This window comes from Nonomuraea sp. 3-1Str (genome assembly GCF_031570565.1).
Lineage (GTDB): Bacteria > Actinomycetota > Actinomycetes > Streptosporangiales > Streptosporangiaceae > Nonomuraea.
In genome coordinates this window covers 227,023-243,691 of the sequence record NZ_JALHBK010000003.1, presented here as the reverse complement: position 1 = coordinate 243,691, position 16,669 = coordinate 227,023, and the positions used below count along the sequence as shown (strand labels likewise).

The 16,669-nt window shown below is 71.0% G+C and carries 14 protein-coding genes; 10 read left to right on the top strand and 4 right to left on the bottom strand.

Annotation, left to right across the window (positions count from 1 at the left end; all coding sequences use genetic code 11):
* The first annotated feature begins 49 nt into the window (after positions 1-49).
* The gene (locus MTP10_RS07760; RefSeq protein WP_310708344.1) at positions 50-997 is read left to right on the top strand and encodes a YihY/virulence factor BrkB family protein; all 948 of its coding nucleotides are present in this window, start codon (positions 50-52) and stop codon (positions 995-997) included.
* On the opposite strand, the gene MTP10_RS07755 is transcribed toward MTP10_RS07760, so the two are convergent.
* Positions 986-2,104: a D-alanyl-D-alanine carboxypeptidase gene (locus MTP10_RS07755; RefSeq protein ID WP_310708343.1), complete on the bottom strand. Its 1,119-nt coding sequence runs from the start codon at positions 2,102-2,104 to the stop codon at positions 986-988. The two genes, MTP10_RS07760 and MTP10_RS07755, sit on opposite strands and share 12 nt — an antisense overlap.
* Positions 2,105-2,188: 84 nt before the next feature.
* Between MTP10_RS07755 and MTP10_RS41915 the strand changes: the two genes are divergently transcribed.
* Positions 2,189-2,440: an SCO4848 family membrane protein gene (locus MTP10_RS41915; protein WP_397334430.1), complete on the top strand. Its 252-nt coding sequence runs from the start codon at positions 2,189-2,191 to the stop codon at positions 2,438-2,440.
* On the opposite strand, the gene MTP10_RS07750 is transcribed toward MTP10_RS41915, so the two are convergent.
* Entirely contained in the window at positions 2,352-3,734 is a 1,383-nt protein-coding gene (locus MTP10_RS07750) for a peptide ligase PGM1-related protein (RefSeq protein WP_310708342.1), read from the bottom strand. The genes MTP10_RS41915 and MTP10_RS07750 overlap by 89 nt on opposite strands.
* Positions 3,735-4,291: 557 nt before the next feature.
* Here MTP10_RS07750 and MTP10_RS07745 point away from each other — a divergent pair.
* Entirely contained in the window at positions 4,292-5,521 is a 1,230-nt protein-coding gene (locus MTP10_RS07745; protein WP_310708341.1) for a M20 family metallopeptidase, read from the top strand.
* Positions 5,522-5,539: 18 nt separating this feature from the next.
* On the opposite strand, the gene MTP10_RS07740 is transcribed toward MTP10_RS07745, so the two are convergent.
* Positions 5,540-7,435, bottom strand: coding sequence for a Xaa-Pro dipeptidyl-peptidase (locus tag MTP10_RS07740; protein ID WP_310708340.1), 1,896 nt, complete (start codon positions 7,433-7,435; stop codon positions 5,540-5,542).
* Between the two features lie 289 nt (positions 7,436-7,724).
* Between MTP10_RS07740 and MTP10_RS07735 the strand changes: the two genes are divergently transcribed.
* The 6 genes from MTP10_RS07735 (at position 7,725) to MTP10_RS07710 (ending at position 14,739) form a co-directional block, all read left to right on the top strand.
* Positions 7,725-8,798: a BMP family ABC transporter substrate-binding protein gene (locus MTP10_RS07735; protein ID WP_310708339.1), complete on the top strand. Its 1,074-nt coding sequence runs from the start codon at positions 7,725-7,727 to the stop codon at positions 8,796-8,798.
* A gap of 140 nt (positions 8,799-8,938) precedes the next feature.
* The gene (locus MTP10_RS07730; RefSeq protein WP_310708338.1) at positions 8,939-10,624 is read left to right on the top strand and encodes an ABC transporter ATP-binding protein; all 1,686 of its coding nucleotides are present in this window, start codon (positions 8,939-8,941) and stop codon (positions 10,622-10,624) included.
* Positions 10,624-11,763, top strand: a complete 1,140-nt coding sequence (locus MTP10_RS07725) for an ABC transporter permease (protein WP_310708337.1) — start codon at positions 10,624-10,626, stop codon at positions 11,761-11,763. The genes MTP10_RS07730 and MTP10_RS07725 overlap by 1 nt, the downstream gene beginning before the upstream one ends.
* A complete protein-coding gene (locus MTP10_RS07720) occupies positions 11,760-13,058 on the top strand; it encodes an ABC transporter permease (protein ID WP_310708336.1) in 1,299 nt (432 codons plus the stop codon). The genes MTP10_RS07725 and MTP10_RS07720 overlap by 4 nt, the downstream gene beginning before the upstream one ends.
* Positions 13,058-13,465 (top strand): cytidine deaminase, encoded by a 408-nt coding sequence (locus MTP10_RS07715; protein WP_310708335.1) that lies wholly within the window; start codon positions 13,058-13,060, stop codon positions 13,463-13,465. Before MTP10_RS07720 ends, MTP10_RS07715 begins: the two co-directional genes overlap by 1 nt.
* Complete coding sequence (locus tag MTP10_RS07710; protein WP_310708334.1) at positions 13,465-14,739, top strand: thymidine phosphorylase; 1,275 nt, start codon at positions 13,465-13,467, stop codon at positions 14,737-14,739. The genes MTP10_RS07715 and MTP10_RS07710 overlap by 1 nt, the downstream gene beginning before the upstream one ends.
* A gap of 43 nt (positions 14,740-14,782) precedes the next feature.
* Here the strand turns inward: MTP10_RS07710 and MTP10_RS07705 are convergent, their stop codons facing one another.
* Entirely contained in the window at positions 14,783-15,169 is a 387-nt protein-coding gene (locus MTP10_RS07705; protein WP_310708333.1) for a MarR family transcriptional regulator, read from the bottom strand.
* Positions 15,170-15,304: 135 nt separating this feature from the next.
* Here MTP10_RS07705 and MTP10_RS07700 point away from each other — a divergent pair, with 135 nt between their 5' ends.
* Complete coding sequence (locus tag MTP10_RS07700; RefSeq protein WP_310708332.1) at positions 15,305-16,666, top strand: MFS transporter; 1,362 nt, start codon at positions 15,305-15,307, stop codon at positions 16,664-16,666.
* Positions 16,667-16,669: the final 3 nt, after the last annotated feature.

Below are 16,669 nucleotides of genomic sequence, written 5' to 3'. Positions count from 1 at the left end.
AGGTGCCGGGCAGGAGCCACTGACCGGGGCGAAAGGTGGCACGAGAACGATGGGCCTGTCCGAGCGGATCGAGGCGGTGAAGGCGCGCGGGCGCCGCCTGAGGGAGCACTGGCGGGTCCGCAGGCCGTCCGTCGACCACCTGATCCGGACCGTGCAGCGCTACCAGCTCCAGTCGGGCGACCGGCTGGCCGGCGCGGTCACGTACTTCGCGTTCCTGTCGTTCTTCCCGCTGCTGGCGCTGGGCTTCGCCGTGCTCGGCTACGTCCTGGCCAACGACCAGGCCGCCATGGAGGCGATGCGCAAGGCCGCCGAGGAGCAGCTTCCCGGCATCTCGGGCCGGCTCGACGTCTCCAGCATCGCCGCGGCCAAGGGCACGGCCGGGATCATCGGCCTGCTGGGCCTGCTCTACGCGGGGCTCGGCGCGATGGACGCGCTGCGCGGGGCGCTGCGGGAGATGTCGATGACCACGACGCCGCCGCTGGACTACTTCCGCGGCAAGCTGCGCGACCTCGCCTCGCTCGTCCTGCTGGGGGTGACGATGCTCGCCTCCGTCGTGGGGAGCGGCTTCGCCACCCAGGCCACGACCTGGGCGGTGCACCTGTTCGGCCTGGACGACACGCCGGTGAACAAGGCCGGGCTCTTCCTGACGGGCCTGTTCGCCGGCCTGGTCGCCGACTGGGTGCTGTTCGCCGTCGTGCTCGGCTGGGTCGCCCCGCCCACCCAGCCGTTCCGGGTGATCGCCAAGGGGGCGCTGCTCGGGGCGATCGGCTTCGGGCTGCTCAAGCAGCTCGCCGGGCTGCTGCTGAGCCACACGCTCAACAACCCGCTGTACGGGGCGTTCGCGGTCATCGTGGGGCTGCTGCTGTGGATCAACTTCTCGGCCCGGCTCGTCCTGTACGTCGCCGCGTGGACGGCCACGGCCGGGCTCAGCCCGCCGCCCACGCCTTCGCCGGTGCCGTCGAGCGGCTCACCCGCGGGGCTGCCCTCAGAGGCGTGACCGCCTGCGGTACAGGCCGAAGCCGAGCCAGGCCAGCCCGAACAGCAGCGCGCCGCCGACCACGAGCAGGCCGGTGCGGCGGCTGGAGTCGGTCTGCGCGGCGGCGGCCGTGCCGAGCAGCGAGCTCGGCCGGGCGCTCGCGGAGGCGGCCGGGGCGGGCGCGGCCTGCTGCTCGCGCACCGGCACCGCCGCCGGCAGCGGGTCCACCAGCCGCCCGACCGGCGTCACCTTGCCCCGCTCGGCGAAGCCCCAGTCGAGCAGCCCCGCCACCTCTTCCCAGAAGTAGCCGTCGTGGCGCATGATCGCGACGATGATCGTGTGGCCGTTCCGCGTGGCGGCGCCGACGAAGCTGCCGAGCGCCTTGGACGTCCAGCCGTTCTTGACGCCGATCATGCCCGGGTAGCGCCACAGCAGCTTGTTGTGGTTGCTGATCTCGTAGTAGTTCTTCGGCGCCGGGAACTTGGCGACCTTGGTGCTCACGTACCGCCTGAACGCGGGGTTGGCGAGGCCGGCGCGGGCGATCAGCGTGAGGTCGTAGGCGGAGCTGCTCTGCCCCGGCTGGTCGAGGCCGCTCGGGGTCTTGGCCACGGTGTCGTTGGCCTGGAGCTGGTGGGCCTCGGCGTTCATGTCCCGCAGCGTCTTGGCCAGGCCGCCGTTGGCCTCGGCCAGCGCCATGGCGGCGTCGTTGCCGGACGACATCAGCAGCGCCTTGAACAGGTCGTCGACCTTGTAGATCGGCTTGGTGGTCAGGCCGACGGCGCTGCCCTCCTGGTTGACGGCGTTGTCGCTGGGCCTGACCGTCCTGTCCTTGTCGAGCAGCGGGATCAGCGTCACGGCGGTCAGGATCTTGAGCGTGCTGGCCGGCAGGTAGCGGACATGCGGGTTCTTCGCCGCGAGGACCTCGCCGGTGTCGGCGTCGGCGATGACGTACGCGGTGGCCTTGGTCTTGGGCGGCTCCTTGACGCCGTCGGGCGCCACCAGGCCGTGGTGACCCAGCCGATCGCCGCCGACAGGGCTCGTCGGCGGTTCGGCCGGCGTGGCGTGGGCGGTCCCGGTGAGCGTGACCGCGGCGAGGAGTGCCGTGGCAGGCACCAGTTTCGTCCACATGGCGATCTCAGCGTAGCTTCGAGTTCTTGCGCATGTGGCGACACATTCCCCCGAAGGTCCTACCTCGATACTAGAGGGGTGGGTATGTCGCGAAAGATCGCCGGATTCCTCATTCTTCTCGGGATTTTCATGATCTTCGAGTGGGTGAATCTTGGGTTTAACCTGGCCGATGGCCATCCGACCGCGTTCTACGTGGTGCACGGCATTCTGATCGCCGTCAACCTCGTCCTCGGGGCCGTCGTGGGCGTCATCGGCTGGACGTCGCTCCGCAGAGGGCGAGCCGGGTCAGCCGATGCAACTCGTCAGCCTCCTCGCGCGAGTCGCCGATCGAGGTGAACCCCAGCTTCCCGTGCTCGGGGATCGCGCCCAGCAGGTGGAAGACGTTCCCCTTGCGGGCCGCGTGGTCGAAGCCGAGGCCGAGCCGGTCCACCATCCGCATCACCTCGCCGGGGGAGCGTCCCCGCAGGCAGGACGCCGAGCAGTTGTCGGTGGCGGTGTAGTACTTGGGCCGGCCGTCGGCCATGAGCAGTCCGGTCGCCGGGTCGTACGTGGCCCCGGTCGTCAGGATCGCGGCGCCGAACGGGTGCGTCGTGCCGCCGATGCGCAGGTTGATCTCGCACAGCAGCGCGGCGTAGCCGGCGTCGGCCTTGAGCGCGAAGAAGTCCATGCCGAACAGCCCGACCACACCCCGTTCGGCCAGGATGGCGGCGATCTTCGCCGCCGACGCCCCGACCTCCGCCCGGTACTCCGGGGCGGCGGGGAACGTGCAGCCCTGGTAGACGTCGTTGTTGGCGCCGCCGAGCACCTGGTCGTGGGTGGCGACGACGTCGTGGTGGCCGCCCGGGGTGATCCGGGCCAGCGCGCTCGGGTAGTACAGCGGCCGGTGCTCGATGAACTCCTCGACCACCGCGCCGCGTTCGTAGATCTTCGCCGAGAAGGTGTCCCAGGTCTCGCCGTCCGCCGAGAAGCTGAACCGGGAGGCGTCGGGCACGTCGTCGCCGGGCTTGCGCACGATGGCGTTGCCGAGCCCGGAGTAGCCGTCGTTGAGCTTGACGATGACGCGCTCGCCGGGCAGCGCGTCGATGGCGTCCTGGATCTCCGCCTGGGTGCGCAGGTCGCCGAAGCCGCGCGCCATCGGCACGCCGGCCTCCTGCCCGACCTCGCGTGAGCCGCTCTTGGAGCCGTAGTGGGCCAGCGCGGTGGCCGGTCCGTAGAGGGGCACGCCGAGTGACGAGGCGAGCTCCTCCTCCAGCTCGCTCAGCACGAACGGCACCATCCAGGCGTCCTCGCCGTCGATGGCCGCGCGGACCTGCTCGACCATCTCGGGACGGGCGAGCAGGCTCCGGGTGAGCGGCTGGGTGCGGGGGTCGTCGAGGCTGATGAGCGTGAGCCGCTTGGCCGCGTCCTCCGGGTCCGGCAGGAAGCCGAAGTAGTAGTCGACGATCTCCTGGTCGATGGGCACGGAGGAGAGGTAGACCACCTTGACCCCGGGCTCGCGGAGGCTGAGGAGGAGGAAGAGCAGCCGCTCCTCGTAGCACCTCGCGGCCGTGATGCGGCGCAGCTCGTCCTGCGGGAGGGAGAGCGAGGGCACGACCACCAGGGTCCCCTCGCTCGGCTCGAAGATGCTCAACCGTGCATACTTCTCCCCGAACGGGATTTTAGTGATCATAATGCGAGTGAAGCACGCATTTTTCGCGAAAGCAGCCGTCGTGGCAGTGTCATGACCATGACGGAAGGTGACAGGATTCGGAATCGCCCAGCACGTTTGGACGGGGTGTCCACGGGTCACCATCTAATGATCCGTTGTGACTATTTCAAGGTCACTTGCCCCCTCACAACCCGTGACAGGACCGGGTTACGGACATGCCGTCGGCTAATTTTTGGGGTAGTTGTCCGCGGGAAGGTGCGCGGGAGCGATAAAGTCGAAGCATCGCCCTCGGGCTCACGGTCACCCACCGTGCTCCCCGGGCTGCCGCGGTTGTCCTCCACATGGAGTCCTCCGGCCGCGCCCGTTTGCCGACGACCCCTGGCACCAGCCCGGTGGGTCGGGCTTTCGATCCGCCGGGTCGCTGCCCTGACCGGACAGCTGCCTTTGTGAGACCAGGACGGGATAGTAACGATATTGGACGATATGCGCCGTGGGCGTGGGGCAGAAGACGTCCCACGGCATGGACGGGACGGTGACTGATGCGGGGACGTGAGCTGCGGGGAGAACTCGACGCGTTCCTGGCCGAGCACGAGCAGGACCTGGTGGGCTTCCGTCGCGACCTCCACCGGCACCCCGAGCTCGCCTTCGCCGAGTACCGCACGACGCAGCGCATCGCCGACCGGCTGAGCGCCGCGGGCCTCGTCCCGTCCGTGCTCCCGCGCGGCACCGGCCTGATCTGCGACGTCGGCAGCGGCGACGGCCCCACCGTCGCGCTCCGCGCCGACATCGACGCGCTCGGCCTCCAGGACGAGAAGGACGTGTCCTACCGCTCGACCGTCCCGGGCGCCTGCCACGCGTGCGGCCACGACGTGCACACCACCATCCTGCTCGGCACCTCCCTGTTCCTCGCCCAGCAGGCCGCGGCGGGGCTGCTGCCCGGCCGCGTGCGCCTCATCTTCCAGCCCGCCGAGGAGCTTCCCGGCGGCGCCCTGGAGGTCATGGCCCACGGCGGCATCACCGGCGTCGACCGGATCTTCGGCCTCCACTGCGACCCCCGCCTCGACGTCGGCCACGTCGGGCTCAAGCCCGGCCCCATCACCTCCGCCTGCGACAGGCTCGTCGTGCGCGTCTCCGGGCCCGGCGGCCACACGGCCCGCCCCCACCTGACCGCCGACCTCGTCTTCGCGCTGGCCAAGGTGCTCACCGAGCTGCCCGCCGCCCTGTCGCGCCGCGTCGACCCGCGCAGCTCCCTCAGCCTCGTCTGGGGCCGGGTCGAGGCCGGCTCGGCCGCCAACGCCATCCCCGACGACGGCGTCGCCGAGGGCACCGTGCGCTGCCTCGACGAGAACGCCTGGCACGCCGCCCCTGACCTCATCAAGTCCCTGCTCGACTCCGTCGCCGGCGCGTACGGGATCGAGGCGCAGATGGAGTACGTCCGCGGGGTCCCGCCGGTGGTCAACGACGAGATGAGCGTCGAGATGCTCGCCGAGGCCACCCAGCGGGCCCTCGGCCCGCACTCCGTCGCCCCCACCCAGCAGTCGCTCGGCGGCGAGGACTTCGCCTGGTACCTGGAGTCGGTCCCCGGCGCGTTCGCCCGCCTCGGCACCCGCTCCGTCGGCGGTGAGACGTACGACATCCACCAGGGCACCTTCGACGTGGACGAGTCGGCGATCGGCATGGGCGTCCGGGTCATGGCCGCCACGGCGCTGACGGCCCTGTGGGAGTCCGGCCCGGTCACCGTCACCGACCCCATCACCTCGCTGGCCTGACCCCCGTCCTGACCCGCGTCACAGCAGGGGCCGGACCGAGGCCGGGAGGGTGAAGGCGGAGCGCGACGGGGCGAGCGTGACCCGGGTCCCCTCCGGGTAGCGGAGCGTGAAGTCGCGGTCCGTCGACAGGATCACCAGCCCCAGCCGGTGTCCCTTCCTGAAGACGTGGTCGGTGGCCTGGAGATCCCACCGGAAGGTGTACTCCCGCCCCGGCCGCAGCGGCTCGGTCACGTCCGGGCGGTGCCGGTTGCGGGTGTCCAGCCAGCCGCGGGTGACGATCGTGTACGGCGTCGTCGCGGTGCCGAGCGTGCGCAGGGCCGTGCAGCCCGTGTCGCCGGGCACCCCCTGCCCGTAGCAGAGCGTCTCCCCGGTCGGCACCAGCGTGCCGGTGGGCCGCACGTCCGTGCCGTAGTCCACGAGCAACGCCGTCAGGTACGGCGACGCCCCGTCCGACAGCGAGGCCGTGACCGTCACGGACGGCGTGCCCGAGACCCGCACGTCCGCGGGCAGGGCCGCGGTGAGGTAGGCCAGGCGGTTCGGGTCGGGCGCGGGCGCCGTCTCGGCGAGCTGCTCGGCGGTACGGGACTTCTGGTCCGTGAACGTCTCGCGGGGCGCCTTCGGGCTCGGGATCACGCCGAGCCTGGCGTCCGCGCCGAGGTGCAGCCGGACCGGCACGGTGCCGGGCACGGGCCAGGTCCGGTGCCTCTGCCAGGTTCCCGGTGCGGTCTCGACGTCGGCCCGGGGCTCCCGCATGATCCCGCTGTCGATGCCGTACAGCCACTGGTCGAACCAGCCGTGGAGCTGCCGCAGCCACTCCGCGGTGCGCAGGCTGAAGGGGTTCATGTGCGTCCCCTGGTGCAGCCAGATCTTGCGTGGTACGTCCCGCTTGGCCAGGGCGCGCCACCACTGGGCGAACTGCCCGGTCTTGACGTTCCAGTCGTTGAGCCCGTGGACCAGGAAGACGCTGGCCCGCACCTTGTCCACGTCGCCGAGGTAGTTCCGGTCGTCCCAGAAGCGGCTGTAGTCACCGGTGATCCGGTCCTGCGCGGCCGTCAGGTGGTCGACGACCGGGCCGCAGACGCGCTGACCGTCGGCCCTGGTCAGCACGTACCTCGCGAGCACGTCCGCGTCCTCGCCCTGGAAGCCGCCCGGCGCGACCACGCCGCCGCCGGACCGGTAGTAGTCGTACCAGGAGGAGATCGCGGCGATCGGCACGATCGTCTCCAGCCCCTCGACGCCGGTGGAGGCGACCGCGTTGGCCAGCGTGCCGTTGTAGGAGACGCCGATCATGCCCACCTTGCCGGTGGCCCAGGAGGCGGTGACGGGCTCGCCCTCGGGGGTGAAGCCCCTGGCTCGGCCGTTCAGCCAGTCGATCGCGGCCTTCGGCCCGGCGGTCTCGTTGCGGTCCCCGGTGGTCGGGCAGCCGGTGGCGCGTCCGCTGCCGAGGTTCTCCACCAGCGCGACCGCGTAGCCGCGCGGCAGGAAGTAGTTGTCGTAGTAGCCGTCGAACGGCTCGGCGGTCAGCTTGTCCGCGCGGGCGCGGAGGGCGGGCAGGGGGTGGCCGTCCGCGTCGACGTCCACGACGTGGTTGGCCACGTCGTTGCCGCCCGCGTAGTACGGGCTCGCCTCCATGATCACAGGGACCTTGAGCCCGTGGTCGGTCTCCCTGGGGCGCAGGATGTCCACCGCCACGCGGTCGGGCGCGCCGTCGCCGTCGCTGTCGGTGCCCGTCACCTCCACGTACACCGTCTGCGCGATGGCGTCGGCGCGGGAGAAGACCGGCTGCGTGGCGCCGTTCTCGACCACGATCGAGGGGCCGTCGGCCGCGGACGGTGTGGAGCCCCAGGCCGGTCCGCACAGCGGCAGGGTGAGCAGCGCGGTCAGGGGCGCGGCGAGAACCTTGCGAAAGCGCATGAGATCTCCAGAGGACCATTCCACCTTTGATCGAATCTCTGCCATGATCGGGGCGGCGGCAAGGGCCCCTCCTCGGTCAAAGTCCGGCAAAGCTTGCCGCGCGCCCTCCGGCGCCCCTGTCTGCCCAGATCAGGTCACGGACGCGAGAGATGTCGATAACGGAGCGGTTGCGACCCTGTGTGCCGGTTTGGACCGCCCAGGTCAAGCAACTATCTTCCGTGCAGGGTTGCCGTACTTTTCTTCGCGCCTGCGATGAAGTCTGACGGCGGGGAATTGGAAGGGAGTCGACTTGCTCGGCAAGCGATTCGGCAGGATGGCGATCGGCACGATGGCCGGCGCCATGCTCATGGCAGCCGCGGCCTGCGGCGGCAACACCGGTGGGGACGCCACGTCGAGCGCCCAGCCCAGCGCGGGCGCCAGCAGCGACGCGCCCAAGGCGGGCGCGCTCAAGGTGGGTCTCGCCTTCGACGTCGGCGGGCGCGGTGACAAGTCCTTCAACGACGCCGCCTACGCGGGCCTGGAGAAGGCCAAGTCCGAGCTCGGCGCGGAGATCAAGGACCTGAGCCCGGCCTCCGACGGCTCCAACCGCGGTGAGCTGCTCCGTCAGCTCGCGGACGCCGGCTACAACCCGATCATCGGCGTCGGCTTCGCCTACGGCGAGGACATCAAGAAGACCGCCGAGGAGTACCCCGACATCCAGTTCGCGGTCGTCGACTCGGCCTCCAACGCCCCGAACGTGACCGGCCTGCAGTTCGCCGAGGAGCAGGGCTCCTACCTGGCGGGCGTCGCCGCGGCCCTGAAGGCGAAGAGCGGCCACGTCGGCTTCGTCGGCGGCGTCGAGAACGACCTGATCAAGAAGTTCGAGGCGGGCTTCGTGGCCGGCGTGAAGTCGGTCAAGAAGGACGCCAAGATCGACGTCAAGTACCTGACGCCCGACGGCGACTTCAGCGGCTTCAAGGCCCCCGACAAGGGCAAGGTCGCGGCCGAGAAGATGTACCAGGACGGCGCCGACATCGTCTACCACGCCGCCGGCGACTCCGGCCTCGGCGTGTTCCAGGCGGCCGCCGCGGCCAAGAAGAAGGCCATCGGCGTCGACTCCGACCAGCGCCAGACCATCAAGGAGACCGACCTGCAGTCGGTCATCATGACCTCGATGCTCAAGCGCGTGGACGTCGGCGTGTTCGAGTTCGTCAAGGCGTTCCAGGGCGGCGCCAAGGGTGGCAGCAACACCGTGTACGACCTCAAGGTCGACGGCGTGGGCCTGGCCACCACCGGTGGCGAGATCGACGACATCAAGGACAAGCTGGAAGCTGCCAAGAAGGACATCGTCGACGGCAAGATCACGGTTTCGGCCAAGCCGTAACGCGTGACAGGGACGACGACCGAGGGCCCGGAACCCCGTACCCGGGCCTTCGGTCTCTTCCGCCCGCTCCACCCGGCCCGGAGGCGCGGGAGCGAACCAGCCATCCCGGAGCGGAGCGAATGAGGAACGGTGAGCGACCAATGAACGCCGACGCCCGCGACACGGCGCCACCCGCCGTCGAGCTGGAGGGCATCACCAAGCGCTTTCCCGGCGTCGTCGCCAACCACGACATCCGCATCACCGTCGAACCCGGCACGGTGCACGCGATCGTCGGGGAGAACGGCGCGGGCAAGTCGACCCTGATGAAGATCCTCTACGGCATGCAGAAGCCGGACGAGGGCACGATCAAGATCAACGGCACGGAGGTGTCGTTCCGCACGCCCAGCGACGCGATCGACGCGGGCATCGGCATGGTGCACCAGCACTTCATGCTGGCCGACAACTTCACCGTGCTGGAGAACGTCGTCCTCGGCGCCGAGCCGAAGAGGGCCGGCGCCCTCGACACCGCACGGGCGCGCGCCCGCATCGAGGAGCTGTCCTCCACGCACGGCCTGCAGGTGGACCCCGACCGCCTGGTCGAGGACCTCGGCGTCGGCGACCGGCAGCGCGTGGAGATCCTCAAGGTGCTCTACCGGGGCGCCCGCATCCTCATCCTCGACGAGCCCACCGCGGTCCTCGTGCCGCAGGAGGTGGACGAGCTCTTCGAGAACCTGCGTGAGCTCAAGGCGGGCGGGCTGACCGTCCTGTTCATCTCGCACAAGCTCGACGAGGTGCTCAGCATCGCCGACGCGATCACCGTGATCCGGCGCGGCACCACGGTCGCCAGCGCCGACCCGCGCGAGGTGACCGCCCGGCAACTGGCCGAGCTGATGGTCGGCAGCGAGCTGCCCACGCCCGAGACGCGCGAGTCCACGGTGACCGACACCGTCGCCCTGAGCGTGTCGGAGCTGACCATGGAGGCCGACGGGTTCCGGCCCCTGCCGAAGGGCGCCTCGGTCGCCGACTACACCGCGCACCTTCGCGCGGAGGGCCGCCGGCTGCTCCTCGACGACGTGTCGTTCGACATCCACCGGGGCGAGATCCTCGGCATCGCGGGCGTGGAGGGCAACGGCCAGACGGAGCTGATCGAGGCCGTCATGGGCATGCGGGCCGTGCACGGCACGGTCGAGCTGACCGGCCGCGACATCAGCTCCTGGAGCACGCTGAAGCGGCGCGAGGCCGGCATCGGCTACATCCCCGAGGACCGCCACCGGCAGGGTCTGCTGCTGGAGGCGTCGCTGTGGGAGAACCGGGTGCTGGGCCACCAGACGCGCAAGCCCGCCCGCAGGGGCGTCTGGATCGACCGGCGCGCAGCCAAGGCCGACACCCGGCGCATCATCGACGACTACGACGTCCGGACACCCGGCGTGGACACGCTGGCCCTGGCCCTGTCGGGCGGCAACCAGCAGAAGCTGATCGTCGGCCGCGAGATGAGCGGCGAGCCGGTGTTCCTCATCGCCGCGCACCCCACGCGGGGCGTGGACGTGGGCGCCCAGGCCGCCATCTGGGACCACCTGCGCGCCGCCCGCGCCGCCGGGCTGGCCGTGCTGCTGATCTCGGCCGACCTCGACGAGCTGATCGGCCTGTCCGACACGCTGCACGTGATCTACCGCGGGCGGCTCGTCGCCCGGCTCGACCCGTCCGACGTCACCCCCGAGCGGCTGGGCGGCTACATGACCGGCGCGATCAGCGGTGGAACGCGGACCGCCGGGGCCGAGAACGACAATGAGACGCGTACCGACGCGCGTACTGACGCCGGCACCCTTACCGGCGCTGAGGAGGCGTGATGCCCGCGGGGCTCTACCGGGCGCTGCTCACCGTCGTCGGCGCCGTCGCCGCGATCGTGCTGGCGGTGGCCATCTCCAGCGTCGCGATCATCGCGGCGGGCGCGAGCCCGGAGGCGGCGTTCGCGGCGTTCTTCAACTTCGGCGAGACCGAGCGCGCGGTGGTGAACGGCATCACCACCATGATCAACCGCTCGGTGCCGCTGTTCATCGCCGGCCTGGCCGTGGCGGTCGGCTTCCGGATGAACCTCTTCAACATCGGCGTCGAGGGCCAGTACCGGATCGCGGCCATCTGCGCCGCGTTCGTCGGCTCCCAGTTCGCCGCGCCCGCCCCGATCCAGATCCTCGTGATCATCGTGGTCGCGGCGGCCGTCGGCGGCCTGTACGCGCTGATCCCGGCCGTGATGAAGGTCACCCGCGGCGTGAACGAGGTCATCTCGACCATCATGCTCAACTACATCGCCATCAACCTGGCGGCGTTCCTCGTCCGCGGCCCGTTCACCGGCGAGCGCGCCAAGGGACAGCTCACGACGAGCACGCCCACGCTGCCGGAATCGGCCTGGTTCCCCAACCTCAACGGGATCTTCGAGCTGCTCGGGCTGCCTGCGCCGCGCGGCGGCGGCCTGTGGGGCTTCCTGATCGTGGCGATCCTGCTCGGCGTGGCCGTCTGGGTGGTGCTGGAGCGGACCGGGTTCGGCTTCGACGTCAAGGCGAGCGGCCTCAACCCGTCGGCCGCGCTGGCCTCGGGCGTCAATCCGAAGAAGATGGTCATCGCCGCGATGGTGCTGTCCGGCGCGATCGCGGGCCTGATCGGGCTGCCGGAGATCCTCGGCGACAAGCACAACTTCGGCTCGAACTTCACCCCCGGCCTCGGCTTCCTCGGCATCGCCGTCGCCCTGCTCGGCCGTAACCGGCCCGTGGGCATCGCGGTCGCCGCGCTGCTGTTCGGCTTCCTCGACCGGGCGCAGGGGCCGCTGCAGTTCGCCGACGTGCCGCCCTCGGTCATCGCGATCATGCAGGGCGCGATCGTGCTCCTGGTGGTCGTCGCCAACGAGATCACCAGCAGGATGGCGCTGCGGCGCGAGGAACGGCGGGCCGCGCGGCAGCTCGGCAGGGACACTCCGGTTGAGGTGGCAGCATGACGACCGTCGCGGGCTCGACCCGGATCCGCAAGTACCACCTGGCGCTCATCGGCGTCGCCGTCCTCGTCCTGCTCATGTCGCTCGTCCGGGTGATCTCCGGGCAGAACGACCTCACCTCCTCCGGCACGTTCGCCGCCGCGCTGATGCTGGCGGTGCCGATCGGGCTGGCCGGCCTCGGCGGGCTGTGGGCCGAGCGGGCCGGCGTGGTCAACATCGGCCTCGAAGGCATGATGGTGCTCGGCACCTGGTTCGCCGGCTGGGCGGGCTACCAGTGGGGGCCGTGGGCCGCACTGGTCGCCGGTCTGCTCGCGGGCGCGCTCGGCGGGCTCATCCACGCGGTCGCGACCGTGACCTTCGGCGTCGACCACATCATCAGCGGCGTCGCCATCAACCTGCTCGGCCCCGGCATCACCCGCTTCCTGTCGGAGGTCTTCTTCAAGGAGGGCACCTCGGCGGCCGCGGCGGGTGCCGGCATCACCACCTCGCCGCCGCTGTCGTCGCAGGCGCCCACTCCGAGCCTGCCGCTGCTGTCCTCCGGCCCCGACTGGCTGGGCGGTCTGGAGCGCACCCACTGGTTCCTCGTGTCGGACGTGGCGGGGATCCTGCGCGGTCTGACGCACAATGTGAACGTGCTGGTCATCCTGGCCGTGCTGCTGCTGCCGCTGACGTTCTTCGTGCTCTGGCACACGGCGTTCGGCCTGCGCCTGCGCTCGGCGGGCGAGAACCCGTGGGCCGCCGAGTCGCTGGGCGTGAACGTCTACCTGATCAAGTACGTCGCGGTCGTCATCTCCGGCGCCTTCGCCGGGCTCGGCGGCGTGTTCCTGGTCTTCATCAGCACCAAGTACGTCGAGGGGCAGACCCAGGGCCGCGGCTTCATCGGCCTGGCCGCCATGATCTTCGGCAACTGGCGGCCCGGCGGGCTCGCGGCCGGCGCCGCGCTGTTCGGCTACGCCGAGGGCCTGAAGCTGCGCAGCTCGGATGCCGTCACCTCGATCCTGCTGTTCGGCGCCATCCTGCTGCTGATCTACATCGGCATGCGGATCCGGGCCATGCTCGCACCGGTCCAGGCCGAGGTGGTCGTCACCCGGACGCCCAAGGACTACACGGTGCTGGCCGGTGCCGCGGTGGCCGCGGTCGTGCTCCTGTGGCTCTGGATCGTGGTCGACAAGCTGCCGAACGAGTTCGTCTTCATCACGCCACACGTGCTCACGCTGCTCGTGCTCCTGGTCGCCTCGCAGCGCCTGCGGATGCCCAAGGCCGACGGCGTGCGCTACCGCCGGGGGGAGCAACACTGATGGGTACCGACACGAGTTTCGACTGGGACGGGCTGCGGGCCGCCGCCACGGAGGCCATGCACCGGGCCTACGCCCCGTACTCCAAGTTCCCCGTCGGGGCCGCGGCCCTGGTGGACGACGGCCGCGTCGTGACGGGGTGCAACGTGGAGAACGCCTCGTACGGGGTCGGCCTGTGCGCCGAGTGCGGCCTGGTGTCGGCGCTGCACGCCTCGGGCGGCGGCAGGCTGGTGGCCTTCACCTGCGTGGACGGGCACGGCGAGCTGCTGATGCCGTGCGGGCGCTGCCGGCAACTGCTGTTCGAGTTCGGCGGCGCCGGCCTGCTGGTGGAGACCGTGGACGGACCGAAGCGGATGGACGAGATCCTGCCCTACGCGTTCGGCCCCGACGACCTGTCGCGCAGCTCCTGATGGACGCCATCGAGGTCATCGTCGCCAAGCGGGACGGCCGCGAGCTGACGACCGCGCAGATCGACTGGGTGATCGACGCCTACACCCGGGGCGAGGTCGCCGACGAGCAGATGTCGGCGCTGGCCATGGCGATCCTGCTCAACGGCATGGACCGCGGGGAGATCGCCGCCTGGACCCAGGCCATGATCCGCTCCGGCGAGCGCATGGACTGGTCCGGGCTCGACCGGCCGACCGCCGACAAGCACTCGACCGGCGGCGTCGGCGACAAGATCACGCTGCCGCTGGCGCCGCTCGTGGCCGCGTGCGGCGCGTACGTGCCGCAGCTCTCGGGCCGCGGCCTCGGCCACACCGGCGGCACGCTCGACAAGCTGGAGTCGATCCCCGGCTGGCGGGCCTCGCTGTCCAACGACGAGATGCTGGCGGTCCTGCGCTCCGCCGGCGCGGTGGTGTGCGCGGCGGGCTCCGGCCTGGCGCCCGCCGACAAGAAGCTGTACGCGCTGCGCGACGTCACCGGCACGGTCGAGTCGATCCCGCTCATCGCCTCGTCCATCATGTCCAAAAAGATCGCCGAGGGCACGGGCTCGCTGGTGCTCGACGTGAAGGTCGGCTCCGGGGCGTTCATGAAGACCACGGAGCGGGCCCGCGAGCTGGCCGAGACGATGGTCGCGCTCGGCACCGGCGCGGGCGTGCGCACGGTGGCGCTGCTGACCGCCATGGATCGGCCGCTCGGCCTGGCCGTGGGCAACGCGCTGGAGGTCGAGGAGTCGGTCGAGGTGCTCGCCGGGGGCGGGCCGGCCGACGTCGTCGAGCTCACCGTACGGCTGGCGCGGGAGATGCTGGAGGCCGCCGGGATCGCCGGCAAGGACCCCGAGCAGGCGCTCAAGGACGGCTCGGCGATGGACCACTGGCGCCGCATGATCGTCGCCCAGGGCGGCGACCCCGACGCGCCGCTGCCCCGGGCGGCCGAGACCATGACCGTCGCGGCCCCCGCGTCAGGCGTGCTGGCCGGCCTCGACGCCTACGCGGTGGGCCTGGCCGCCTGGCGCCTCGGGGCGGGCCGGGCCCGCAAGGAGGACCCGGTGTCGGCCGGCGCCGGCGTCACCCTGCACGCCAAGCCGGGCGACGTGGTCCGTGAGGGGCAGCCGCTCATGACCCTGCACGCGGACGAGACCGCCCGCTTCGAGCGGGCCCTGGCGGCCCTGGAGGGCGGCTACGCGGTCGGGCCGGCGGCGGGGGAGCACCTGCCGCTGGTCATCGACCGCATCACGGCCTGACGCGCCGCCCGCACGGGGTCGGCCCCGTCAGAGCCCCGGCGGCTCAGGCGACGGGGACGGCCGTGCCGGCGAAGACCTCGGCGAGGACCGCGCGGTGGGTCGGCAGCGCCGCCGCGTGGCGGGTGCGCCCCTCGTCGGTCAGGCACACGAACACGCCGCGCCGGTCGATGTCGCAGGCGCCGCGCAGGACGAGCCCGGCCTTCTCCAGCCGGGCGACCACGCGTGACAGCGCGCTCTGGCTGAGGTGGACCTCGTCGCACAGCTCCTGGAGCCGCAGCTTGTGCTCGTGACCGGCGAGCCGGTCGAGCACCTCGAACTCGCTGGCGCCGAGCCCGTGCTTGTCGCCCAGCGCGCGCTCCAGCATGCACATGGTCCTGGCGTGCTTGGCCAGGACGTCATGCCAGATCCCGACGACGAACTCCTCGTCCATGACGCGGAGGTTACCACCTCGCGAAATCGTATGCAACGGAATTAAATTCCCTTGCATTAGATGCGGATGCATGTAATGTTCTGGCTCATGTCGTCTTCCTCATCTCGTTGGGGCGCGCTCGCCGTGCTCTGTGCTGTGATCTTCCTTGACGCCCTTGACGTGTCGATGGTCGGCGTGGCGTTGCCCTCCATCCAGCACGATCTGAACTTGTCCACGTCCTCGCTGCAGTGGGTGGTCAGCGGCTACGTCCTCGGCTACGGCGGTTTGCTGCTGCTCGGCGGCAGGACCGCCGACCTGCTCGGGCGGCGCAGGGTGTTCCTGGTCGCCTTGGGCGTCTTCGCCGTGGCCTCGCTGCTCGGCGGACTCGTGGACGACGGGACCTTGCTGATCGCGGCCCGGTTCGTGAAGGGCGTGGCCGCCGCCTTCACCGCCCCGGCCGCCTTGTCGATCATCACGACGACGTTCCCCGAGGGACCGGAGCGCAACAGGGCGTTGAGCATCTTCACCGCCTGCGGCGCCAGCGGCTACTCCCTCGGACTGGTGATCTCCGGCCTGCTCACGGAGATCGGCTGGCGCTGGACCCTGCTGATGCCCGTGCCGATCGCGATCATCGCGCTCGTCGCGGCGTTGAAGCTGCTGCCCCGCGTCGCCGAGGACCGCGCCGAGGGCGGCCACGACCTGGTCGGCGCCGTGCTGATCACCGCCTCGATGCTGCTGCTCGTCTTCACCGTCGTGCAGGCGCCCGAGGCCGGCTGGGCCTCCGTCCGCACCATCGGCTCGCTCGTGGCCAGCGCCGCGCTGCTCGGCCTGTTCGTCCTCGCCGAGCTGCGGATGCGCCACCCGCTGGTGCGTCTCGGCATCCTGCGCTCCGGCTCGCTCGTCCGCGCCAACCTCGGCCTGCTCATCCTCATGGGCTCGTACGTGGCCTTCCAGTTCGTCGCCATGCAGTACTTCCAGAACCTGCTCGGCTGGTCCGCCCTCGGCACGGCCCTCGCCTTCCTGCCCGCCGGGCTGCTGGTCGCGGTGACCTCCACCAAGATGGGGGACTTCGCCGACCGGTTCGGCACCGGCAAGCTCATCGTCATCGGCGCCGCGGCGCTGGCCGGCGGCTACGCGATGTTCCTCGGCATCGACGAGCGGCCCAGCCTGGGCGGCCTGGTCATCCCGGGCATGCTGCTGCTGGGCGTGGCGTTCGCGCTGTCGTTCCCGTCGCTGAACATCCAGGCCACCAACGGCGTGGACGACGACGAGCAGGGCCTGGCCTCCGGCCTGCTCAACACCTCCGGCCAGGTCGGCGGCGCCATCGTGCTGGCCGTGGTCACCGCTGTCCTCACCTCCGGCCCGGCCGGCGGCCTGTCGATCGGGGCGCTGCGGTCCGCGATCGTGGTGTCGCTGGTCCTGGCCGTGATCGGGCTCGGGATCTCCGCCTTCGGACTGCGCCCCGCCAGGCCGGCCCTGGTGGAGGAGCCCGAGGTCAAGGCGTACGAGACGGTCTGACGG